25 protein-coding genes are annotated in these 21,881 nt (G+C 70.4%); 4 read left to right on the top strand and 21 right to left on the bottom strand.

Annotation, left to right across the window (positions count from 1 at the left end; translation table 11 throughout):
* Nucleotides 1-6: 6 nt before the first annotated feature.
* Entirely contained in the window at nucleotides 7-1,548 is a 1,542-nt protein-coding gene (guaB, locus tag G6N64_RS12370; RefSeq protein ID WP_163797303.1) for an IMP dehydrogenase, read from the bottom strand.
* Nucleotides 1,549-1,737: 189 nt separating this feature from the next.
* On the opposite strand from guaB, the gene G6N64_RS12365 reads away from it, so the two are divergent.
* On the top strand, nucleotides 1,738-2,145 hold the full coding sequence (locus tag G6N64_RS12365) for a DUF5319 domain-containing protein (RefSeq protein WP_163797301.1): 408 nt from the start codon (nucleotides 1,738-1,740) through the stop codon (nucleotides 2,143-2,145).
* A 13-nt stretch (nucleotides 2,146-2,158) separates the two neighbouring features.
* On the opposite strand, the gene G6N64_RS12360 is transcribed toward G6N64_RS12365, so the two are convergent.
* The 3 genes from G6N64_RS12360 to G6N64_RS12350 all read right to left on the bottom strand — a co-directional run bounded on the left by G6N64_RS12360 (nucleotide 2,159) and on the right by G6N64_RS12350 (nucleotide 4,768).
* A complete protein-coding gene (locus G6N64_RS12360) occupies nucleotides 2,159-3,319 on the bottom strand; it encodes an anti-sigma-D factor RsdA (RefSeq protein ID WP_163797299.1) in 1,161 nt (386 codons plus the stop codon).
* The gene (locus G6N64_RS12355; protein WP_163797298.1) at nucleotides 3,312-3,890 is read right to left on the bottom strand and encodes a sigma-70 family RNA polymerase sigma factor; all 579 of its coding nucleotides are present in this window, start codon (nucleotides 3,888-3,890) and stop codon (nucleotides 3,312-3,314) included. The genes G6N64_RS12360 and G6N64_RS12355 overlap by 8 nt, the downstream gene beginning before the upstream one ends.
* 89 nt (nucleotides 3,891-3,979) lie before the next feature.
* On the bottom strand, nucleotides 3,980-4,768 hold the full coding sequence (locus tag G6N64_RS12350) for a tetratricopeptide repeat protein (RefSeq protein WP_163797295.1): 789 nt from the start codon (nucleotides 4,766-4,768) through the stop codon (nucleotides 3,980-3,982).
* 404 nt (nucleotides 4,769-5,172) lie between these two features.
* On the opposite strand from G6N64_RS12350, the gene G6N64_RS12345 reads away from it, so the two are divergent.
* Nucleotides 5,173-5,463 (top strand): WhiB family transcriptional regulator, encoded by a 291-nt coding sequence (locus G6N64_RS12345; RefSeq protein ID WP_163797293.1) that lies wholly within the window; start codon nucleotides 5,173-5,175, stop codon nucleotides 5,461-5,463.
* Between the two features lie 25 nt (nucleotides 5,464-5,488).
* On the opposite strand, the gene G6N64_RS12340 is transcribed toward G6N64_RS12345, so the two are convergent.
* The 3 genes from G6N64_RS12340 to G6N64_RS12330 form a co-directional block, all read right to left on the bottom strand.
* Nucleotides 5,489-6,274, bottom strand: a complete 786-nt coding sequence (locus G6N64_RS12340; protein ID WP_409370765.1) for a DUF4349 domain-containing protein — start codon at nucleotides 6,272-6,274, stop codon at nucleotides 5,489-5,491.
* Between the two features lie 94 nt (nucleotides 6,275-6,368).
* Nucleotides 6,369-7,004 carry a pyridoxamine 5'-phosphate oxidase family protein gene (locus tag G6N64_RS12335; RefSeq protein WP_163797289.1) on the bottom strand — a complete coding sequence of 212 codons (636 nt, stop codon included), beginning with the start codon at nucleotides 7,002-7,004 and terminating at the stop codon, nucleotides 6,369-6,371.
* A 13-nt stretch (nucleotides 7,005-7,017) separates the two neighbouring features.
* On the bottom strand, nucleotides 7,018-7,884 hold the full coding sequence (locus G6N64_RS12330; RefSeq protein ID WP_163797287.1) for an alpha/beta fold hydrolase: 867 nt from the start codon (nucleotides 7,882-7,884) through the stop codon (nucleotides 7,018-7,020).
* A gap of 104 nt (nucleotides 7,885-7,988) precedes the next feature.
* Here G6N64_RS12330 and G6N64_RS12325 point away from each other — a divergent pair, with 104 nt between their 5' ends.
* Nucleotides 7,989-8,945, top strand: a complete 957-nt coding sequence (locus G6N64_RS12325; RefSeq protein ID WP_163797285.1) for a LysR family transcriptional regulator — start codon at nucleotides 7,989-7,991, stop codon at nucleotides 8,943-8,945.
* On the opposite strand, the gene G6N64_RS12320 is transcribed toward G6N64_RS12325, so the two are convergent.
* The 13 genes from G6N64_RS12320 to G6N64_RS12260 form a co-directional block, all read right to left on the bottom strand.
* Entirely contained in the window at nucleotides 8,918-9,070 is a 153-nt protein-coding gene (locus G6N64_RS12320) for a hypothetical protein (protein ID WP_163797283.1), read from the bottom strand. The genes G6N64_RS12325 and G6N64_RS12320 overlap by 28 nt on opposite strands.
* Nucleotides 9,071-9,196: 126 nt before the next feature.
* Nucleotides 9,197-10,822, bottom strand: coding sequence for a chaperonin GroEL (gene groL, locus G6N64_RS12315; protein ID WP_163797281.1), 1,626 nt, complete (start codon nucleotides 10,820-10,822; stop codon nucleotides 9,197-9,199).
* A 92-nt stretch (nucleotides 10,823-10,914) separates the two neighbouring features.
* On the bottom strand, nucleotides 10,915-11,217 hold the full coding sequence (gene groES / locus G6N64_RS12310; RefSeq protein WP_070356489.1) for a co-chaperone GroES: 303 nt from the start codon (nucleotides 11,215-11,217) through the stop codon (nucleotides 10,915-10,917).
* A gap of 201 nt (nucleotides 11,218-11,418) precedes the next feature.
* Complete coding sequence (tsaD, locus tag G6N64_RS12305) at nucleotides 11,419-12,444, bottom strand: tRNA (adenosine(37)-N6)-threonylcarbamoyltransferase complex transferase subunit TsaD (RefSeq protein WP_163797279.1); 1,026 nt, start codon at nucleotides 12,442-12,444, stop codon at nucleotides 11,419-11,421.
* Nucleotides 12,441-12,917 (bottom strand): ribosomal protein S18-alanine N-acetyltransferase, encoded by a 477-nt coding sequence (gene rimI, locus G6N64_RS12300; protein ID WP_163797277.1) that lies wholly within the window; start codon nucleotides 12,915-12,917, stop codon nucleotides 12,441-12,443. Before rimI ends, tsaD begins: the two co-directional genes overlap by 4 nt.
* Nucleotides 12,914-13,543, bottom strand: coding sequence for a tRNA (adenosine(37)-N6)-threonylcarbamoyltransferase complex dimerization subunit type 1 TsaB (tsaB, locus tag G6N64_RS12295; RefSeq protein WP_163797275.1), 630 nt, complete (start codon nucleotides 13,541-13,543; stop codon nucleotides 12,914-12,916). The genes rimI and tsaB overlap by 4 nt, the downstream gene beginning before the upstream one ends.
* The gene (gene tsaE, locus G6N64_RS12290) at nucleotides 13,540-14,022 is read right to left on the bottom strand and encodes a tRNA (adenosine(37)-N6)-threonylcarbamoyltransferase complex ATPase subunit type 1 TsaE (RefSeq protein WP_163797274.1); all 483 of its coding nucleotides are present in this window, start codon (nucleotides 14,020-14,022) and stop codon (nucleotides 13,540-13,542) included. Before tsaE ends, tsaB begins: the two co-directional genes overlap by 4 nt.
* Nucleotides 14,015-15,109, bottom strand: coding sequence for an alpha/beta fold hydrolase (locus G6N64_RS12285; RefSeq protein WP_163797265.1), 1,095 nt, complete (start codon nucleotides 15,107-15,109; stop codon nucleotides 14,015-14,017). The genes tsaE and G6N64_RS12285 overlap by 8 nt, the downstream gene beginning before the upstream one ends.
* On the bottom strand, nucleotides 15,106-16,269 hold the full coding sequence (gene alr / locus G6N64_RS12280; RefSeq protein WP_163797263.1) for an alanine racemase: 1,164 nt from the start codon (nucleotides 16,267-16,269) through the stop codon (nucleotides 15,106-15,108). The genes G6N64_RS12285 and alr overlap by 4 nt, the downstream gene beginning before the upstream one ends.
* A gap of 45 nt (nucleotides 16,270-16,314) precedes the next feature.
* Complete coding sequence (gad, locus tag G6N64_RS12275; RefSeq protein WP_163797261.1) at nucleotides 16,315-17,700, bottom strand: glutamate decarboxylase; 1,386 nt, start codon at nucleotides 17,698-17,700, stop codon at nucleotides 16,315-16,317.
* 23 nt (nucleotides 17,701-17,723) lie between these two features.
* A complete protein-coding gene (locus G6N64_RS12270; protein WP_163797259.1) occupies nucleotides 17,724-19,136 on the bottom strand; it encodes an NAD(P)H-hydrate dehydratase in 1,413 nt (470 codons plus the stop codon).
* A 64-nt stretch (nucleotides 19,137-19,200) separates the two neighbouring features.
* Nucleotides 19,201-19,524, bottom strand: a complete 324-nt coding sequence (locus tag G6N64_RS12265) for a DUF2795 domain-containing protein (protein WP_163797257.1) — start codon at nucleotides 19,522-19,524, stop codon at nucleotides 19,201-19,203.
* Between the two features lie 67 nt (nucleotides 19,525-19,591).
* Nucleotides 19,592-20,059: a CGNR zinc finger domain-containing protein gene (locus tag G6N64_RS12260; RefSeq protein ID WP_163797254.1), complete on the bottom strand. Its 468-nt coding sequence runs from the start codon at nucleotides 20,057-20,059 to the stop codon at nucleotides 19,592-19,594.
* A gap of 83 nt (nucleotides 20,060-20,142) precedes the next feature.
* On the opposite strand from G6N64_RS12260, the gene G6N64_RS12255 reads away from it, so the two are divergent.
* A complete protein-coding gene (locus G6N64_RS12255) occupies nucleotides 20,143-21,006 on the top strand; it encodes an alpha/beta fold hydrolase (protein WP_163797252.1) in 864 nt (287 codons plus the stop codon).
* Here G6N64_RS12255 and G6N64_RS12250 read toward each other — a convergent pair.
* Entirely contained in the window at nucleotides 21,003-21,881 is an 879-nt protein-coding gene (locus tag G6N64_RS12250) for an alpha/beta fold hydrolase (RefSeq protein ID WP_246231125.1), read from the bottom strand. The two genes, G6N64_RS12255 and G6N64_RS12250, sit on opposite strands and share 4 nt — an antisense overlap.

Here is a 21,881-nt window from a genome sequence, read left to right as displayed (position 1 = left end):
CCAGCCCTAACGGGCGTAGTAGTTCGGCGCTTCGACCGTCATCGTGATGTCGTGCGGGTGACTCTCCTTGAGGCCCGCCGCGGTGATCTGGACGAACTGCGCCTGCTGCAGGTGCTCGATGGTGGCGGATCCGGTGTACCCCATCGCCGCGCGCAGTCCACCCGTCAGCTGGTGGACCACCGTGGACAGCGGACCGCGGAACGGCACCCGTCCCTCGATGCCCTCGGGCACCAGCTTGTCCTCGCTGAGGACGTCGTCCTGGAAGTAGCGGTCCTTGGAGAAGCTCTTCTGCGTACCGCGGCCCTGCATGGCGCCCAGCGAGCCCATGCCGCGGTAGCTCTTGAACTGCTTGCCGTTGACGAAGACCAGATCGCCGGGCGCCTCGGCGGTGCCCGCCAGCAGTGAGCCGAGCATCGCGGTCGACGCGCCCGCGGCCAGCGCCTTGGCGATGTCGCCGGAGTACTGCAGCCCGCCGTCGGCGATCACCGGGACGCCGTGGGGCGAGCACGCCGCCACGGCCTCGAGGATGGCGGTGATCTGCGGAGCACCGACGCCCGCGACCACGCGGGTCGTGCAGATGGAGCCTGGGCCGACGCCCACCTTGACCGCGTCGGCACCGGCCTCGACCAGCGCCAGCGCCGCGGCACGGGTGGCGACGTTGCCGCCGACGACGTCGACCCGGTCACCGACCATCGTCTTGACCCAGTTGACCATGTCGAGCACGCCGCGGTTGTGGGCGTGCGCGGTGTCGACGATCACGACGTCCACGCCGGCGTCGACCAGCGTCATCGCGCGTTCCCGGGCGTCGCCGCCGACGCCGACCGCCGCGCCCACCAGCAGGCGGCCGTCACTGTCCTTGGTGGCCAGCGGGAACTGCTCGGTCTTGACGAAGTCCTTGACGGTGATCAGCCCGGTGAGCTTGCCGTGCCCGTCGACGATGGGCAGCTTCTCGATCTTGTGGCGGCGCAGCAGACCCAGCGCGGCCTCCGCGGACACGCCCTCCTGCGCGGTGATCAGCGGGGCCTTGGTCATCACCTCCGCGACGGGCTTGTCGGTGTCGACCTCGAAGCGCATGTCGCGGTTGGTGATGATGCCGACCAGCGAGCCCTGGGCGTCGACGACGGGCAGGCCCGAGATGCGGAACCGGGCACACATCGCGTCGACCTGGGCGAGCGTGTGCTCCGGGGAGCAGGTGACGGGGTTGGTGACCATACCGGCCTCGGACCGCTTGACGGTCTCCACCTGGCCGGCCTGCTCGGCGACCGGGAGGTTGCGGTGCAACACGCCCATCCCGCCGGCACGTGCCATGGCGATGGCCATCCGGGACTCGGTGACGGTGTCCATCGCGGAGCTGACCAGCGGCACCCGCAGCCGGATGCGCTTGGTCAGCTGGCTGGAGGTGTCGGCGTTGGCCGGGACGACGTCGGACGCGGCGGGCAGCAGCAGCACGTCGTCGAAGGTGAGTCCGAGCATCGCGACCTTGGTGGGGTCGTCGCCGCCGGTGGACACCGGAACGGACAGGGGAAGGCTGCTTTCAGCGATAGACATGGGGGGTGGCCTCCCAGGGGGCGCGACGCGTTGAGACGATGATCGACCATCTTATCGGGACCGGCCGACGTCATCGGGTTCACGCTCCGCGGTGAGCTGGGAATCACCTCCGCAAACGACGCCCGACACACCGCACCGCAGTCCCGGAACGGCTGGCGCGAAACCCGAGGGCTTGCGTACTGTGGAGCCGTGCGTGACCACCTGCCGCCTGGTTTGCCGCCCGATCCGTTCGCCGACGACCCATGCGACCCGTCGGCGGCTCTCGACGCGATCGAGCCCGGGCAGCCGCTGGACTCCCAGGAGCGCATCGCGGTCGAGGCCGATCTCGCCGATCTAGCCGTGTACGAAGCGCTGTTGGCGCACAAGGGAATCCGCGGCCTCGTCGTCTGTTGCGACGAATGCCAGCAGGACCACTATCACGACTGGGACATGCTGCGTGCCAACCTGTTGCAGCTGCTCGTCGACGGCACCGTGCGTCCGCACGAACCCGCCTACGATCCCGAACCCGACGCCTACGTCACCTGGGACTACTGCCGCGGCTACGCGGATGCCTCACTCAACGAGGCGACGTCGTCGGACTCCGACGGCTATCGCTGACGGCGTAACGCACTCACCCCGCGGCACCCGGCACGATCAGTGTCGTGGTGATCGGCGTCTGCTCGACCGCCGTCGTCCGTGGCTGTGACGGCGTGACCGGCGATTGACTGACCGGGGCCTCGACGGGCGCCTGCTGACGGGTGGTCGTCGTCGCCTGCACGGTCGTCGTCGTGGTGGTCGGCGGCACGGTCGTGGTGGGTGACACCGTCGTGGTGGTCGACGGCACGGTCGTCGTGGTGGTCGTGGGTACCGCAGTCGTCGTGGGCACCGCCGTCGTCGTCGTCACCGGTGGCGACGTGGTGGTCGGCGATGCGCTGGTCGGCGACGTCGGGCTGGCCGCCGGGTCCGACGGCGTGGTGGTCGCCAGTTCCGGGCCGGGGATGTCGGTCACCGACGTCGTGGTGCCGGTGGTCGTCGTCCCGGAGGTCGTCTCGGACGGCACGGTCGACGTCGAGGTCGTCTCCGTCGTCGTCGCGGTGGTCTCGGTCGTCTGGGTGACGACCGGCACCGGGAGCAACGTCAGCGGCGAATCCGGGAGCAGCACCGGCGCCGGATCGCCCACCGGCGGCAGTGTCGCAGCCGGATCCTGTTCGACGACCTTGTAGGTCAGGGCGTTGTACTGCTCGATGAGGTCGGACTTCTGCTCGACCGTCTCGACGCTCTGCACGGTGGTCGACAGCGCTGCCAGTCTGTCCTGTGCCTGTTCCCACTGCCCCTCGTCGACCAACTGCTGGACCTGGGCCAACTCCTGCTGGGCCGCGAGGACCACCTGGTCGTCCCGTGTGGTCTGCTGCTCGCCGAAGATCATGGTCCGCATGCCGTACAGCCCGTCGCCGGGCGAGGCGCCGTAGACCGCCACGCCGAAACCGCCGGCGCACAGCACCGCCGCGGCCGCGGAACCGATGACCGCGAGGGACAGCCGGTTCGGTCGGCGCGGGGCGCGCGCCGCGTCGAGTGCCCTCGCCGCGTCGCGTTCGGTGACGACGGCCGACACCGGGGTGTCCCGCACGCCGTCGCGCCAGTCCGCCATCAGGAACGCGAGTTCCGCCTCCGCGGGATCGGTGGAGTAGACCGGCTGGTTGGCGCTCAGCGCCTCGATGAACCGGTCGACCCGGTTGATGTCGTTGAGGCTGGGATCTCCACCGTTGGAGGTCCAGCGACCCTGATCAGGCATGGTCGTGTCCCGTCGCCATGACTTCGTTCTTGAGCCGCGCCAGCGCACGGTGCTGGGCCACGCGCACCGCACCGGCGGTGCTGCCGACGGCCTCGGCGGTCTCCTCGGCGCTCATGCCGACGACGACGCGCAGGATGATGATCTCGCGCTGCTTCTCCGGCAGGATCTCGAGCAGCTTCTTCATCCGCGCCGCGGAATCCGCGTCGATGGCCAGCTGTTCGGGACCGAGTGCGCTCGACGCCCGCTCGGGCAGGGTGTCGGTGGCGTCGGACTTGTTGCGCCCAGCGGCGCGGTGGGCGTCAGCAACCTTGTGTGCGGCGATGCCATAGACGAAGGCCAGGAACGGTCGTCCCTGATCCCTGTAGCGCGGCAGCGCCGTGATGGCGGCCAAGCACACCTCCTGAGCCACGTCGTCTGCTGATAGACCACTTCGGTCCGCGGTTCCGACCCTCGCCCGGACATACCGGACGATGATCGGGCGGATGGTCTCCAGCACTTCCCGGAGCGCATCTCGATCGCCGGCCACCGCTTGAGCAACGACGGCATCGAGACCTTCTCCCGAAATTGTCATCGTGCGCGATATCTCCAGCGTTACGGATGGGGCGGAACCCAGGCAGGTGTGTCAGACAAAGACTAATGATCCGTCGGAGACGGGCAGAATCAGCGGACCGACCACACGCCGCCGCCGACTCTCACGGTAGCGGCGCTCCGGTCCCGCAGCGCGGTGACGGCCGACGGGGTCAGTGCCGCGCTGCCGACGTCGGCCAGCAGGCACGCCAAAGCCCAGGTCAGAGGTATCAATGCCAACGCCTGGGCAGCGTCCAGCGCGGCGTCGGCCACCTGCCTGCAGGCCTCGACGTCACCGCGGGAACACAGTGCGGCGGCCAGCACGACCTCGGACTTCACGGCGTGTCGCGCCGAACCGATCGCCCCCGCCAGGTCGACAGCGCGTCGTGCGTGGCGCACGGCGGCCGTTCCGTCGCCGGTGAACATCGCCAACTCCGCCGACACCCACGCCAGCCGGACCGGGATGCGCGGCGCGGCGTCCGCGGTGATCTGGGCGGCCCGATGCAGCAGGTCCGCGGAGAGTTCGAAGCGGCCCGTCCCGAGGGCGTCCGCCGCGAGACCGACGAGCGCGTCGGCTGCGGCCTCGGGGTGGCCGTCCGCGAGCGCCCACGCGCGGCCGTCCCACGGCCGCGCGGCGTCGTGGTCTCCGAGTTGGCGGAGGAACGACGCGTGTGTGCTGTGGGCGAGCGAGGCAAACGGGCCGCCCGCGGCGACGCGGACCAGGGTCTCGAGGTCGGCGAACGCGCTGGCGTACCTGCCCTGCCCGCCTGCCGCGACGGCGCGGTGCCACAGCTCGGCGGGTGTCGCCGCGGGCGGCAGCGGCCATCGGTCGGGCCGCGCGCCGAACGCCGATTGCGCCAGATCGTCGGCCTCGATGTCCATCGAGAAGGCACGCTATCAACGACCGAGACGGGCCAAAGTGTCGCCAATTCAACATCGGTTAACAGTTGATGGTGTCGACGTTACGTTCACGTCAACTGGACCGGGGCGGATCGGCCAAGCGTGCCAACGGTCTTCGCCGCGAGCAGCGGAAACAGGGGTCGGCGTCGGGACGTGCGCCTTTGCCCACCACAGCTCGCGTTGCGTGTGGGTCCCGATGATTAACACGATGTAAATTCCCGAGCAGCCGCTATGCCCCTGAGCAAGGGTGCGGGCTATTGACGCCATTTCCAGCGCCCTCTTACGTTGTGACCACGAGAAGTCAGCGGCGACTTGCACTCGGAACGGTTCACGACTCAACGCGACATCGCGTGACGCGGAAGCTCGCGTGGAGAGGGGATTTTCCAATGCCTCAGCCGCAACAACTACCCGGACCCAACGCGGACATCTGGGACTGGCAAATGGACGGTCTTTGCCGGGGTGTCGACTCCTCGATGTTCTTCCATCCCGACGGTGAGCGCGGAAGGGCTCGCGCGCAGCGCGAGATGCGCGCCAAGGAGATGTGCCGCAGCTGTCCCGTCATCACCCAGTGCCGCACCCACGCCCTCGCCGTCGGCGAGCCGTACGGGATCTGGGGAGGCCTGAGCGAGTCCGAGCGCGAGATGCTGCTGAAGCGGGGAATCCGCCGCAGCGCCTGATCCACCCGCCGTCGGAGGGGCGGCATCAGGACCGGCGTGACAGCACGAACCGGACCACGACGTACCCGATGCCGCCCACCACGGCCAGCACGCCCAACCAGGGCAGCAGCAGTCCGACGAGCAGGACCAACTGCCCGACGACGGAGACCAAGCCGTCCCACCCGCGCTCGACCTGCCCCAGGAAGCCGTCGTACTGCTTGGGCGCGGGTCCGCCGATGCGCTCGGCGACGAACGTGACGTCGACGGTGCTGTACGCGATCTGATCGCCGAGTTGATCACGCTGCGCCCGAAGGCTGTCGAGGTCCGCCTGCCGCTGTGACAGTGCATCCTCGGCCTTGATCAGCGCGTCGGGATCGCGTGCGTCGCGCATGATCGCCAGCAGGCGCTCGACCGAGGTCTGAAGCGCCGTGATCCGGGCATCCAGGTCGACGCGCTGAGCGGTGACGTCCTCGGCCGTGGTGTCCGCCGTCTGCACCTCGCCGAGCCCCTTCAGCGTCCGAACCAGGCCGTCCAGTTTCGCGACCGGGGCGCGCAGCACCACCGCGGTGTGCGCACGACCCTGGCCCGAGCCGGCGTCCTCCGAGCGACTGTCGACGCGACCGCCTGCCTTCTCCACCTCGACGGCTGCCTCGTCGGCTGCCGCCGACACGTCGGCGACGGTGATCGTCAGGGATGCGGTCTTGACGACGTCGCGGGCCACCTTGGGCGCCTCCGGTGGGCCGTTCAGCGGGGCCGGCGCGCTGACGCCGTCAGCCGTGCCGCCACCCGCGGCGACCGGACCGTCCTCGCGCGGCGATCCCGAACACGCCATCAGCAGCGTCAGCAGCGCCACCGCCACCAGCGAGCGACCTAGTGGAGTCCGGCATCGAGTCATACGGGCAACCTAGCGGCGCGCGGCCGACGGGTCACCGGGTCGCGCGGAGTTCGGCCTTGAGTTCGGCGTTCTCGGCCTCGAGGTCCGACAGCCGGCGCCGGACGTCGACGAGCATCGGTTCGAGTTCGGCGAGGGTGAACCGAGGCGTGATGTGCTGCGGGCAGTTCCAGTCGTAGGCGTCGACGGTGACGACGACGGCGCGCTCCACCACCGCGTCGTAGCCGGGATCGGCCAGCGCCGCGATCAGGTCCGGGTCGTCCTCCGCCGTGACGATCCGGGCGTGCCCGAAGACCTTGAGCCGACGGCGCCGAGCCTGGTCCATGGCGATGATCGCGACTCGGTCGTTTCCGCCGACGTTGCCCACGCTGATGTACTGCAGGTTGCCACGGAAGTCCGCCCACGCCAGCGTGTGCTCGTCGAGCACTCGCACGAAACCCGCTGGGCCGCCGCGAAATTGCACGTAGGGCCATCCCGTCTCGCTCACCGTGGCGAGGTACATGCCGTCGCGCTCGGCGAGGAACTCGGCCTCGTCCTCGGTCAGTGGATCCGGCTCGGTGGCGGCCGCACCGGCGAGACGCTTGCGCGCGTAGACGCGCTCGCTGCCGCGCTCCCGCTGGACCGCCTGGACGTCGTCGGTGAACGCGATCGCCGGGTAGCGCCTACTCATGCCTCCTCCAGCATCAGAGCCTTCCCATGAATTCCCGGACGTAGCCGCTGATCTCCTCGCCGTGGGTCTCCAGGGCGAAGTGGCCGGCGTCGAGCAGGTGGTACTCCCCGTCGGGGAGATCGCGCTTGAAGGCCTCCGCCCCTGCGGCGCCGAAGATCTCGTCGTTCTTCCCCCAGGTGACGAGCAGGGGCGGCTGGTGGGTCCGGAAGTACTCCTGGAACCCGGGGTAGCCGCCGAGGTTGAACTGGTAGTCCCAGAACAGCTGCAGCTGGATGGCGTCGTTGCCCGGGCGATCCAGGCCTGCCTGGTCGGTGAGCCACGTCTCGGGCGCGATGCGGTCCAGCCGGTCAGCGGGTACGCCATGGGTGTACTGCCAGTGGGTCTTGGCCAGGGTCAGGTATCCGCGCACCTCCTGCTCGTTCGCGGCGCGGTCCGCGGCATGGGCGAACAGGACGTCCCAGAACGGCGTGAAGCCCTCCATGTACGCGTTGCCGCTCTGCGAGACGATCCCGGTGATCCGTTCCGGTCTCGCGGTGGCGATGCGCAGTCCGATCGGGGCGCCGTAGTCGTGGATGTAGATCGCGAAGCGCTCGAGGCCCAGGTGCGCGATCAACTTCTCGGTGATCTCGGTCAGCCGGTCGAAGCTGTAGGTGAACTCCTCGACCGACGGCATCGCCGACTGACCGAAGCCGACGTGGTCGGGAGCGATCAGGTGATAGTCGTCCGACAGGGCTGCCATGAGATTGCGGAACATGTGCGAACTCGACGGGAAGCCATGCAGCAGAAGCAGTGTCGGGTTGGCGGGGTCACCCGCCTCCCGGTAGAAGACGTCGAGGCCGTCGATTTCCACGGTGTGATAGCGGGTGCTGAAGGCGGGCATTCGTCCACAGTGCGGGGTGCGTGGCGCCGGATAAAGGGGAGAAACCCGAACGCGGCGATCGCGCGAGCCGATCAATCGGCGTCCGCGGACCTACCATCACCGGTGTGGAGTTGCGTCAACTGGAAGCCTTCGTGGCCGTCGCCGACGAGCTGCACTTCAAGCGCGCCGCCGAGAAGATGCACATCGGCCAGCCGACGCTGAGCGATCTGATCCGCCGGCTGGAACGCGACCTGGGCACACCGCTGTTCACCCGGACCACCCGTCGGGTGGCACTGACGGAGGCGGGGGTCGAGTTGCTGGGCCGCGCCAGGGACATCCTCGAGGACGTGGCCGGAGCCGGTGCCGCGGTGCGCCGGATCGCCGGCGGGGACGCGGGCAGGGTGCGGCTCGGCATCACGCCGTCCGTGGCGCCCACCCTCGCGCCGCATCTCGCCGCCGCGCTGGCTCGCGAGGCACCGGACGTCGAGCTGTCCGTGCGCCGGATGTGGCTGCCGGATCTGCAGCGGGCCATCCCCGACGGCGAGGTGGACGTGACGATCACCTGCGGCCTGGTGCCCGATCCGCCCGGCATCATCAGCGAGGTCTTCTGCGCCGAACCGCTGATCGTCGGCGTGCGGGCCGAGCACCGGCTCGCCGGATGCGAGTCGGTCAGCCTGCACGACCTGCGCGACGAGCCGCTGGGCCTGCGAAGCGCGGACCTGTACCCCGCGAGCCCGATGGCGCTCCGGCAGGTGTTGGAGGCCGCCGGGGTCGCGCCGCCGACCGTCGAACTCACCGACATCGACTTCTCGGCGCGCCGGTGGCCCGAACAGGCCGACGTCCAGTGGATCCTCACGACGGCCGCCAGTGCGGGACCGGACTTCTCGAGCCCCCTGGTGGCGCTGTCGCCGCCGCAGTACGTGCCCTACACGCTGCAGTGGTGTCCGATCCGCGCGGCGACCGCGGCGGTCGGCCGGTTCGTGAACCTCGCGCTCAACGTCGAGGTGCCCGCGGGGTGGATCGAACTGCCGGACCACTTCCCCACCGGCCCGGGTCAGTCCGGCCAGAACTGCAGCCCGTAGGAGTGCAGGACGGCCCGTGATCCGTTCCACTCGTCCAGCAGATCGTCGACGAGCCGGTCGGCGTCGTGGCCGTCTGCGGTCAACATCCGCAGTTCGGCTGCGATGGTGTCCAGGTCTCGCATCATCGTCGAATCCCCCGATTCATCCCCCTGCCCCGATTATGCGCTCGCGTGCATACCGTGGGCAATGACTTCTCGGGTACGAGAAACGCCCCCGGCCGGTGGGCCGGGGGCGCATCTCGCGAGCCGTTCCTAGTGGGCGTGTCCGTGATGCCCGTGGCCGTGTCCGTCGTCCTCGGACTCGGCAGGCTTCTCGACGATGGCGGTCTCCGTGGTGAGGATCATCCGTGCGACGGACGCTGCGTTGAGCACCGCCGAACGGGTCACCTTCACGGGGTCGACGATGCCGTCGGCGAGCAGGTCGCCGTACGACAGGGTCGCGGCGTTGAAGCCCTGACCCGCCGGCAGTTCGGCGACCTTGTTCACGACGACCGCGCCGTCGAGACCGGCGTTGGTGGCGATCCAGTACAGCGGTGACGACAGCGCCGAGGCGAACACCTCGACGCCGAGTGCCTCGTCGCCGGTGACCGTCGAGCGCAGACCGTCGAGGGCCGAGCGGGCCTGGACGAGGGCTGCGCCACCACCGGTGACGATGCCCTCCTCGACGGCCGCCTTGGCCGCCGAGACGGCGTCCTCGACGGCTTCCTTGCGCTTCTTGAGGTCCGTCTCGGTGGCTGCGCCGACCTTGATGACGGCGACGCCGCCGGCCAGCTTGGCCAGACGCTCCTCGAGCTTCTCGCGATCCCAGTCGGAATCCGTGTTCTCGATCTCGCTGCGCAGCTGCGACTTGCGACCCTCGATCGCGTCGTCGGCGCCGCCGCCGTCGACGATCACGGTGCTGTCCTTGTTGACCACGACGCGTCGGGCCGTGCCGAGCACGTCCAGGCCGACCTCGCGCAGCAGCAGACCCACGTCGGGGTTCACCACCTGACCGCCGGTGACGACCGCGAGGTCGTCCAGGAACGCCTTGCGACGGTCACCGAAGAACGGCGCCTTGACCGCAACGGCCTTGAGCGTCTTGCGGATGGCGTTGACCACCAGGGTGGACAGCGCCTCGCCCTCGACGTCCTCGGCGATGATCAGCAGCGGCTTGCCCGACTCGGCGACCTTCTCCAGGAGGGGAAGGAGGTCCGGCAGCGAGCTGATCTTGTCCCGGTGCAGGAGTACCAGCGCGTCCTCGAGGACCGCTTCCTGCGAATCGAAGTCGGTGATGAAGTACGCCGACGTGAATCCCTTGTCGAAGCCGACGCCCTCGGTGACCTCGAGCTCGGTGTTCAGCGTGGAGGACTCCTCGATGGTGACGACGCCGTCGGCACCGACCTTGGTCATCGCCTCGCCGACCAGCTTGCCGACCTCCGCGTCGCGCGAGGAGACGGTGGCGACCTGCGCGATGGAATTCTCGTCCTTCACCGGGGTGGCCGCGGCCAGCAGCGCCTCGGACACCGCGTCGGCGGCCTTGGAGATGCCTGCGCCGAATGCGATCGGGTTGGCGCCGGCGGCGATGTTGCGCAGCCCCGCCTTGATGATCGCCTGGGCCAGGACGGTCGCCGTGGTGGTGCCGTCACCGGCCACGTCGTTGGTCTTGGTGGCGACGGACTTGACCAGCTGGGCGCCGAGGTTCTCGAAGGGATCCTCGACGTCGATCTCGCGGGCGATGGTGACGCCGTCGTTGGTCACGACCGGACCGCCGAAGGCCTTGGCCAACACGACGTGCCGGCCGCGCGGACCGAGCGTGACGCGTACCGCGTCGGCGAGCTTGTCGACACCCGCCTCCATGGCCCGGCGCGCAGTCTCGTTGAACTCAATCTGCTTGCTCATGAATGTTCTTCCTGCTTGAAAGACAGTGGAACGCATGCCGCCCCGGACGTCACCCGTCGAATGCGGGGAGGTCCGGGGCGGAACACGAGTGCTTACTTGTTGACGACAGCCAGCACGTCACGCGCAGAGAGGATCAGGTACTCCTCGCCGCCGTACTTGATCTCGGTGCCGCCGTACTTGCTGTAGATCACGGTGTCGCCCTCGGCGACGTCCAGGGGGATGCGCTTCTCGCCATCCTCGTCCCAGCGGCCGGGGCCAACTGCGACGACGGTGCCTTCCTGCGGCTTCTCCTTGGCCGTGTCGGGGATGACCAGGCCGGAAGCGGTGGTCGTCTCGGCCTCGTTGGCCTGTACGAGGATCTTGTCCTCGAGTGGCTTGATGTTGACGCTCGCCACGATGGAGCCCTCCACTAGTTCGGGTGATGTGTCCGGAGTGCCCGGACATGTGTCGAATACAAGGTGTTCGGCATGCGTCCGTGCCCATTGCGCCGTCGTCGCGGGAGCCGGAACAGGGGGGTTGGCCGCCTGCCACCTAGCACTCTATACACGCGAGTGCTAGCACTCAAGGCTGGGCCGTGCGTGGACGGTTCCGGCGGGTCAGGCGACCTGACCGACGAGCACCGGCAGACCGGGGTCGCTGGCCACGTCGAGTGGCGACGGCGCCGCTCCGGCGGCGATCAGGTGGGCGGCGAACGACGCGATCATCGCGCCGTTGTCGGTGCACAGCCGCGGCTTCGGCACGCGCAGGGTCACCCCTGCGGCGGCGCAGCGTTCCTCGGCGAGTTCCCGCAGGCGCGAGTTGGCCGCCACTCCCCCGGCGATCAGCAGCGTGGAGACGTCCAGGTCGGCGGCCGCACGCAGTGCCTTGCGCGTCAGCACGTCGGCCACCGCCTCCTGGAAGCCGGCGGCGACGTCGGCGGTCGCGGCGTCGGGATCGCGCTCGACGTGGCGGGCGACGGCGGTCTTGAGCCCGCTGAAGCTGAACGCGTACGGGTGGTCGCGCGGCCCGGTCATCCCGCGGGGGAACGCGATCGCGTCCCGGTTGCCGGTGCGGGCCAGGTCGTCGAGCGGCTTGCCGCCCGGGTAGCCGAGCCCCAGGAGTCTGGCCACCTTGTCGTACGCCTCGCCCGCGGCGTCGTCGACGGTGCTGCCCAACTCCTCGATGGGCTCGCCGAGCGACCGGACGTGCAGCAGGTGGGTGTGCCCGCCCGACACCAGCAGCCCGATGCTCTCGGGCAGCGGTCCGTGCTCGTAGACGTCGGCGGCTAGGTGCCCGCCCAGGTGGTTGACCGCGTAGAACGGCACGTCCCACGCCGCGGCGTAGGCCTTGGCGGCCGCCACCCCGACGAGCAACGCTCCCGCGAGGCCGGGGCCGATGGTCGCGGCCACCACGTCCGGCCGCGCCACCCCCGCCACGTCGAGTGCACGGCGCATCGTGGGCCCGAGCGCCTCGAGGTGCGCGCGCGACGCGATCTCGGGGACGACGCCGCCGAAGCGCACGTGCTCGTCGACGCTGGAGGCCACCTCGTCGGCGAGCAGGGTCACCGTGCCGTCGGCGGCGAGGTCGCAGATGCCGACGCCCGTCTCGTCGCAGGAACTCTCGATGGCCAGGATGATCGTCACGACCGCTTCTCCCTCGGGTCCAGCCGCATCGTGTAGGCGTCGGCCCCGCTCACCCGGTAGTACCTCTTGCGCAGGCCCACCCGGGCGAACCCTACGCTCTCGTACAGTCCGATCGCCGCGGCGTTGTCGGTGCGGACCTCGAGGAACACCGTTGCGCCGTCGGCGATCTCGAGGATCAGGTCGAGCAGACGGCGTCCGATTCCCCGGCCCTGGAACGCGCCGTCGACGCCGATCGTGTGGATCTCGTACTCGAACGGCGGCGTACGGCCGAGCCTCGTGATGCCGGCGTATCCGACCAGGGTGCCGTCCACCCGGGCGGCGACGTAGTGGTTGTGCCGCGACTCGAGTTCGCGGACGAAGGCGACGGCGGGCCACGGATCGTCGCCGGGGAACAGCTGCGCCTCCAGCTCGGCGCAGCGGTCGGCGTCCCCGATGCGCAACCCGTCGTAGACGACGTCGGCGGGCGCCGTCACGGTCGCTGCTCGCTGCGAGGCTTGGCGTCGGGCCGACGCAGGTAGAGCGGCACCAGCGGCTCGGGCGGTCGCGAGAGGTCCACGGCGCGAACCAGACCCGACGACGTCGGATACGTGGGGTCGAGCCGGGGCAGGTCGAACAGCGCGGCGTGCTCCGGGGAGCCGGCGACGGCGGCGGCACCGGTCGGCACGTCCGTCGGTGCGGACACGGCGGGCCCGTCGACGCGGACGCCGTCGCGGTAGCGCGCCCAATACACCTCGCGGCGCCGAGCATCGGTGACGACGAGCACCTCGCCTGCGGTGTCGATGCCGATCGCGTCGAGGCTGCACACCCCGTGGACGGGGACGTCGAGGGCGTGCGCGTACGCCGCGGCGGTCGCCATGCCGACCCGCAGCCCGGTGAAGGGTCCCGGTCCGCACCCGACGACCACGGCATCCAGGTCGGGCATCGCCGTGCCTGCTTTCACCATGGCGCGCAACACGTTCGGGGTGAGCTGCTCGGCGTGCGCGCGGGCGTCGACGGTGACGTACTCGGCCAGCACGACGACGTCGGTACCGTCGACGCGCACCACGCCCGCAGTGACCGCGGGTGAGGCGGTGTCGATGGTCAGGACCAGGGTGCTCACGGGTTCTCGTTCCATCGCCACACCGCGGTGCGGACGTCGGTCTCGCCGCCTCGTTCGAGGCGGACGTCGAGGTGGCGGTCGGACAGCCTTTCGGCCAGCCCCTCACCCCACTCGACCACGACGACGGCGTCGTCGAGGTCGGTGTCGAGGTCTAGGGAGTCCAGTTCGCCGAGCAGGTCGGCGTCGACGCCGGCGTGCCCGTCGAGCAGCCGGTAGACGTCGACGTGGATCAGCGCCGGCCGCCCCGCCTGCCGGGCGGGGTGCACCCGTGCCAGGACGAACGTCGGCGAGGTCACCGCACCCTCGACGTCCATCGCACGGGCGATCCCCTTGGCCAGCACGGTCTTTCCCGCACCGAGCGGCCCGGACAGGACCACGACGTCGCCGGCGCGCAGGTCGGCCCCCAGCCGGGCACCCAGCGCCAGGGTGTCGTCGGCGGTGGGCAGTTCGGCCGTGCCCTCGGCACGAACGTCAGCCACGGTGGCGGGCCCGCTCCCGCAGGCGCCGGGTCAGCGCGACGAGCTTGGACGGCGTGGCCCGTTCGACGAGGCGGACGAGCGCATCGTCAACGATCTCGGGCTGTTCCAGCTGAACCAGATGTCCTGCGCCACCGACGATCACGAGTTCGGACTTCGGCAGCGCGGCCGCCATCGCCGCGGAGTACTCGCTCGGGGTGAGCAGGTCGCGGTCGCCACACACCACCAGCGCCGGAACCTTGGCCAGGGTGGTCAGCGCCTCGGTCTCGTCGTGCACCTCGAGCGCGTGGAGGAAGCCGACGATCGTCGGGATGGGGGTGTCGTGCATCATTCTCTCGGAGAAGGCCACCACGCTGGGACTGACCCTCTCGTCGCCATAGGACGCCGCGCGCAGGATCGGACCGATCACCGATCGGGCGGCACCGCGGGTGCGGTGCACCGTCTTCGGGGCGTACCTGACCGCGAAGCGCACGGCCTCCAGCGCGGGGTTGCGCAGGATCTCGCCCAGCGGCGAGCGCGAAACACCCTCGGCCGCCGTGGAGATGAGTGCCACGCCGACGATGCGGGTCTTGTAGTGCTTCGGGAACTGGCGGGCGTGTGACAGCACCGTCATGCCGCCCATCGAGTGACCGACCAGCACCACCGGGCCCCGCGGGGCCATGACGGCGAGCACGGCCTCGAGGTCCTGACCCAGCTGCGGCACCGTGTAGGTCGCGGGCGCGGCATCACCGGACCGCCCGTGTCCGCGCTGGTCGTAGAACACCATCCGGACCTGGGTGCCCCACTGCTCGGAGAGCCGGGCGCGCTGAAAGTGGAACGCGCCCATCCGTAGACAGAAACCGTGCGCGAAGACGACCGTCAGCGGTGCGTCCTCGGGACCGACCTCGCGGACGGCCAGCGGGACGCCGTCGGCGGTGGTCACCACGCAGCTGCGGTCCGCGTCGAGCAGTTCGAAGTCCTCGTCGCGGTGCAGGTCGTCCTCGGTCACGCGGCGGGTCAGCGACTTGGCCACCGTGGAACCCGCGAGCCCACCGACCGCCGAGAGCCCGGCGAGACCTGCCAGCCAGCTCGCCTTGCGGGCCCGGCTCACCGGGCCGGGCCGATCGCGGCACCGCCGGTGTAGACGCGGCCGACCCGCCCCCGCGGACTCGTCACGATCTCGTAGTTGATCGTGCCGAGGGTCTCCGCCCAGTCCTGTGCGGTGGGTTCGCCGCGAGCGCCGGACCCGAACAGGATGGCGTCGTCGCCCTCGCGGACGTCGCCGCCGTCGGGTCCGAGGTCGACGACGAACTGGTCCATGCAGACCCTGCCGACGCTGGGCCTGCGCCGCCCGTTGATCTGAACGTCGAACCGGCCGCCGAGGCTGCGGAACACGCCGTCGGCGTACCCGATCGGGATCAGCGCCACGGTGGTGTCGCGGTCGGCGATCCAGGTGTGGCCGTAGGACACGCCGTCGCCCGCCTCGATCGACCGCACCTTGGCGACCGGGCAGGTCAAGGTCATGGCCGGGATCAGCCCCATGTCGCCGCGCGCCGGGATGGGCGTCTGGCCGTACACGGCGATGCCGGGCCGCACCAGGTCGAACGCCAGGTCCGGCCGGGTCATGGCGGCGGGCGAGTTGGCCAGGTGCGCGATCTCGAAGGCGACGCCCGCCGCGGCCGCCTGGGCGCGCATGTCACGGAACCGGTGTGCCTGGCGGTCGTTGACGCCGCTGTCGGGGTCGTCCCCGCACGCCAGGTGGGACATGATGCCGCGGAGCCGGACCGCGCCCGAGGCTGCAACACGGGCGAGTTCCGGCAGCATGTCGGCGAATTCGGCACCGCTTGCCCCGTTGCGGCTCAGCCCGGTGTCGACCTTGACGGTCAGCGTCGCGGCGGTGCCGGTCCGCTCGACGGCGTCGAGGACGTCGGCGAGCTGGCGCGGCGAGGAGACCGCCACCTGCACGTCGGCCACCAGGGCGGGTCCGAAGTCGACGCCGGGCGCGTGCAGCCAGGCCAGCAGCGGGCCCGTGAACCCGTCGCGGCGCAGCGTCAGCGCCTCGTCGAGCGTGGCCACCCCGATCTCGGTGGCCCCGGCCGACAGCGCCGTGCGGGCGACGGGTAGCGCGCCGTGGCCGTAGCCGTCGGCCTTGACGACCGCCATCACGCCCGCGGACCCGGCGTGCTCGACGAGCAGCGCGACGTTGTGCGCGATGGCGTCGAGGTCGACGACCGCGGTGGCGGCGTGGGTGGTGACGTCGGTGATCTGCATGGTCGCCCTCGAGTATCCCAGAGGCCGGCCGGATGCCCGCCGCAGCTAGTGCGCGAAGGGCTGCACCTCGTCGAAGTGCCCGTTGGGCTTCAGTTCGTCGAGGGTCTTGAGGACGGTGAGCGTGTCGTCGCGCAGCGCACGTGCGAGATCGGCGGAGAAGCCCTCCCGCACCACGACCCGCAGCACCGTCACGTCGGATGCGTCGTCGGGCATCGTGTAGGCCGGCACCTGCCAGCCGAACGACCGCAGCGCATGCGAGACGTCGAACTCCGTATAGGCGCGGTCCCCCTTGAGGCGGAAGCTCACGACCGGGATCGCCGAGCCGTCCGAGATCAGCTCGAAGTGCTCGCTGTTCCTCAGCTGGTCGCCGAGCCAGCGGGCGGTGTCGGACAGGCTGTGCATGACCTGGGAGTACCCGGCGCGGCCGAGGCGCAGGAAGTTGTAGTACTGGCCGATGACCTGGTTGCCGCCCTTGGAGAAGTTGAGCGTGAACGTCGGCATGTCACCGCCGAGGTAGTTCACCCGGAAGACCAGTTCGTCGGGCAGGTGCTCGGCGTTGCGCCACACCACGAACCCGATGCCCGGGTAGGTCAGGCCGTACTTGTGACCGCTGACGTTGATCGACACCACCCGCGGCAGCCGGAAGTCCCACGAGACCTCGGGGTGCAGGAACGGGACGACGAAGCCACCGCTGGCGGCGTCGACGTGGACCGGCACGTCCACCCCGCCGGCCGCGGCGATCTCGTCGAGGACCGCGCAGATCTCGGCGATGGGTTCGAGTTCCCCGGTGTAGGTGGTGCCCAGGATCGCGACCACGCCGATCGTGTCCTCGTCGACCGCCGCGCGGACCTGCTCGGGGGTGATGACGTACCGGCCCTCCTCCATCGGGAGGTAGATCGGCTCGACGTCGAAGTAGCGACAGAACTTCTCCCACACGACCTGCACGTTCGAGCCCATCACCAGGTTCGGGGTGCGCGTGCGCCAGTCCTTCCCCACCTTCTGACGCCACCGCCAGCTCATCGCCAGACCGGCGAGCATCACGGCCTCACTGGAGCCCACCGTCGACACGCCGATCGCGCTGGCGGGGTCGTCGTCGCGCAGGCCCTCGGCGTGGAAGAGGTCTGCGACCATCGAGACGCACCGCTGCTCGATGGCCGCCGTCGCCGGGTACTCGTCCTTGTCGATCATGTTCTTGTCGAACGTCTCGGCCATCAACTTCTCGGCCTCGGGGTCCATCCACGTCGTCACGAACGTCGCGAGGTTGAGCCGTGAGCTGCCGTCCAGCATCAGTTCGTCGTGGATGTACCGGTAGGCCGCCTGAGGGTCCATCGGCTCGTCCGGGAGGCGCAGCGATGGCACCGGCGCGGTCGACAGTCGCCCGGTGTAGGCGGGGGCGATCGACGAGGTGTGGCGGTGCCTGCGTGACGACATGGGTGACGGTCTCCTGGGGTGGGTTAGAGCGCGGCGATCGACGCACGGACGTGGTCGAGGATCCTCGATGCGGACACCGGTGCCGACGCCGGTCCGGGATCGGCGGCGGCGAGTCCGGCGGCGCGCGCGTGCACGAAGGCCGCCGACGCGGCGGCCTCGCCGGGAGGCAGGCCGGAGGCGAGCAGGGCGCCGACGATGCCGGACAGCACGTCGCCCGACCCGGCGGTGGCGGCCCACGACTGACCGGCGTCGTTGACGTAGACGGCGCCCGACCCGGGTTCGGCGATCACCGTGACGTTGCCCTTGAGCAGGACCGTCGCGCCGAAGGCGGCGGCGAGGCGGCGAGTCGCGGCCACCCGGTCGTCACCCGGGGGGTGGCCCGCGAGCCGGGCGAACTCCCCGGCGTGCGGGGTGAGGACGGTCGGCGCGGAACGCCCGGCCACGAGGTCCGGATGGGCGGCGAGGATCGTCAGGCCGTCGGCGTCGACGATCACCGGCAGGTCGGTGCCGAGGGCGAAGCTCAGCGCCGCGGCGCCGGCCTCGTCGGTGCCGAGACCCGGTCCGACCACCCACGCCTGCACCCGGCCCGCAGCGTGTGCCGAGGACGTGGCGATGACCTCCGGCCAGTGCGAGACGACCTCGGCCGCAGCGGTTCCGGCGTATCGGACCATGCCCGAGGTCGCCGCGACGGCGGCACCGGTGCACAGGATCGCCGCACCCGGGTACGTCGCCGATCCGGCCATGACGCCGGTGACGCCCTGGGTGTACTTGTCGTCGTGCGGACCGGGCTTGGGCCAGCGTGTCTCGACGTCGGGGGCGTCGAGTGCGCGGACGTCGGACCCGGGCAGGTCGAGTCCGATGTCGACCAGCTCGACGCGACCGCAGTCACCCAGCGCATGAACGGGTTTGAGACCGCCGAACGTGACGGTGAGGGCTGCGTGCACGTGCGGACCGTCGGCGGCACCGGTGTGGACGTCCAGCCCGCTGGGCAGGTCGACCGCCACCACCGGGATGCGACGGTCGTCCACGTCGGCGAACAACTCGGCAGCCCCAGGCCGCAGCGACCCCGAGGCGGAGATGCCGACCACACCGTCGATCACCAGATCCGTTGCGCAGGGCACGGTCTCGACGATGCGACCGCCGGCCGCACGGAAGGCGGCCAGACCGCCGGCGTGCGCGCGGTCGGGGTTCAGCAGGACGGCGGTGACGGCGGCGCCGCGACGCCGCAGGAACGTCGCGGCCCACAGGGCGTCACCACCGTTGTCGCCGGAGCCGACGACCGCGCAGATCCGCCGACCGGCGACGGTGCCGAGTTCCCGGGCGATCGCAACCGCCAACCCGTACGCCGCCCGGCGCATCAGGCCGCCCTCGGGCAGCGACGCCAGCAGCGGAGCCTCGGCGTTCCGGATCGCGTCAGCGGAGTGGTAGTGGCGCATCGAGTTCAGGATTCCATGCCGACGGCTGCCGCAGGAGAACGTCGGGGAAACTCACAGCGCGCGCTCAGGCCTTGCGATTCTCGCCGAGTTCTTCGACGATCGGGTTGACCGGCGGGACGTCCTTCTCGCCCTGGGCCCGCCCGGGGTGATCGGGGAGGGTTCCGGCCCGAGCCTTCTCGGCCGCGGACGGGCCGTCGTCATGGGTGACGGAGGCGAGCACCTCGCCGATGTTGCCGTACTCCTCGGGCGGTATCGCCCGGAGCGCACCGAGAGTGTCCTGGTCTGCCCCGTTGCGGTCGGCAACGGCGAGCAGCCGGTCCTTGTCGGCGGGGAAGTCCGCGTCGTTGAGGGCGTCCTCGACGCGCTTGCGATTGGTGGAGGCGACCATGATGCTCCTTCGCTCGAAAGGCGGATGCTGACACGGCTCGCATGCCCGATGGACGCCCGGGAAAACCTCAGCCCTTCGCCCGCCCGTAGTGCCTCCGCGCCTTCATCCGGTTGCCGCACACCTCCATCGAGCACCACCGCGCGGTGCCCGCCCGGCTGCGGTCCAGGAGGAACAGGTGACACTCGCCGTTGGCGCACGGCCGGAGGCGTCCGGGCATGCTCGCCTGCAATTCGCCCCAGGCGAGCACGACGCGTGCCGCCCAGTCGGCGTCGAGCCGCCATTCGACGGCACCGTCGACGATCGCCGGGGTCTGGGTGACGCCGTCGAGGTACTGCGTCAGGACGACCGCCGGATCGCCGCCGCGGACCACCCGCTGCAGGTCGTCACGCAACCGACGCACGTCCGCGAGGCGACGTCCGGACGCGCCGTGCGACCGCAGCCACTCCCCGGTCAGCACGTCGGTCGGCCGATCGTCGACGACCGGCGTCGTGTTCAGCAGGTCGAGCAGCACCGTCTCGCCCTCGCCGACGTTCATCTAACCATCATATAACACTTGACAGGTTAGGTCGACGTCGCTTGACTGTGCCTAACCGTCACAATCCGATGAAGGAGTTAGACATGGTCACCCACCACCGCTACGCAGAGGTCCTCGGCCGCCGGCTCTTCTACCGGGAGTCGGGGCCCGTGAACGCCCCCGCGGTGGTGCTGCTGCACGGCACGCCAGCCAGTTCGCACATGTACCGCAACCTGATTCCCGCGCTCGCCGACCGCTACCGCGTCATCGCGCCGGACTATCCCGGCTTCGGGCACTCCGACGTCCCGGTGGCCGACGACTTCGAGTACACCTTCGACGCGCTGGCCGACCACGTCGACGCCCTGCTCGACCACCTGGGCCTCGACCGCTACGCGCTCTACGTGCAGGACTACGGCGCCCCGGTCGGATGGCGGCTGGCCCTGCGTCACCCCGAGCGCATCGCGGCCGTCGTGACGCAGAACGGCAACGCCTACGTCGAGGGCTTCGTCGGCGATGCCATGGAGCCGCTGTTCGCCTACGGGCGGGACCGCAGCGCTGCGAACGCCGAGCCGCTGCGGGGACTGATCAGTCCCGACGGGCTCGAATGGCAGTTCACGCACGGCGTCTCGGACCCGACCGTCGTCGATCCCGACGCGTGGGCGACGGCCCTGCACTCGGTGGCCTCGACGCCGGAGCGGGTCGACGCGCAGCTCGCGCTGTTCGCCGACTACGTCAGCAACGTGGAGTTGTATCCCACGGTGCACGAGTACTTCCGCACGTCTCGGGTGCCGTTGCTGGCGGCGTGGGGACGCCACGACCAGATCTTCGGGCCCGACGGCGCCCGCGCGTTCACCCGGGACCTCCCGGACGCCGAGGTCCACCTGCTCGACGGGGGCCACTTCCTGCTGGAGAGCCGACTCGACGAGGTCGTGGCGCTGGTCCGCCCGTTCCTCGCGGAGCACCTCTAGCCGTCCACCTCGTCCCAGAACCGGCGGGCACGATCGGCGATTCGCTCGGGGAACTCGCCGTTGATCGCATGCGACGCGTCGTCCCACAGTTCGACGTGGCCGTGCCGCAACGTCTCTCGCGCCGCGCCGGCTGCCCGGCGTGCGTCGTGGATGACGCTGCGACCGGCGAACAGCGCCAGCACCGGAACGTCGATGCCGCGCAATTCATCGGCGGTGAACCTCGTCGGGTGGGGCTGGCGCAGGACGTAGTCGATGGACCCGGCGTCGACGAGACGAGCCACCGGGTCCGAACCGTCGACGTCCGCGCCGCCCGCGATCCACCGAAGGACGCTGCGCCGCAGCCACTCCGGAGCGTGTGGCACGCTCATCGGCAGCACCGCCAGCATGGTCCGCACCGGGATGGGCGCGAACGTCAGCACCGGGTCGAGCAACGTCAGCGATGCCACCCGGCGAGGGTGGCGCACCGCGAGGTTGGTGGCCGACCAACCGCCGAACGACACCCCGAGCAGATGGGCCGAGTCGAGACGCAGGCCTGCGAGCACGTCGTCGAGCCAGCGCGCCTGGTCCCGGGCATCGGTGATCGGACGGCGCTGCACCGACAGTCCCGGTTCCCCGATCAGGTCCACGCAGTAGACGGTCCGGTGGCTCAAGAGCCCTGGCAGATTCGCGGCCCACATCGGTGTCGAGGCGTTGCGGCCGGGCAACATGACCACGGGGCGACCGGCGCCGTCGCCGAACCGGTGGACCCTGGCCTCCCCGAAGGCCGTCGGCACGTCGAGTGTCCGGCGTTCGGGCAGCGCCGCCATCGCCGCCTCGTAGGCGGAGGCGAAGTGCCTGCGCGCGGCGTCGCTGCGGAAGTGCCCGACGCCGGTCAC

The sequence above is a fragment of the Mycolicibacterium sediminis genome (assembly GCF_010731735.1).
Lineage (GTDB): Bacteria > Actinomycetota > Actinomycetes > Mycobacteriales > Mycobacteriaceae > Mycobacterium > Mycobacterium sediminis.
The sequence above is the reverse complement of the archived record's forward strand: the minus strand, read 5'-3'. Positions and strand labels throughout refer to the sequence as shown.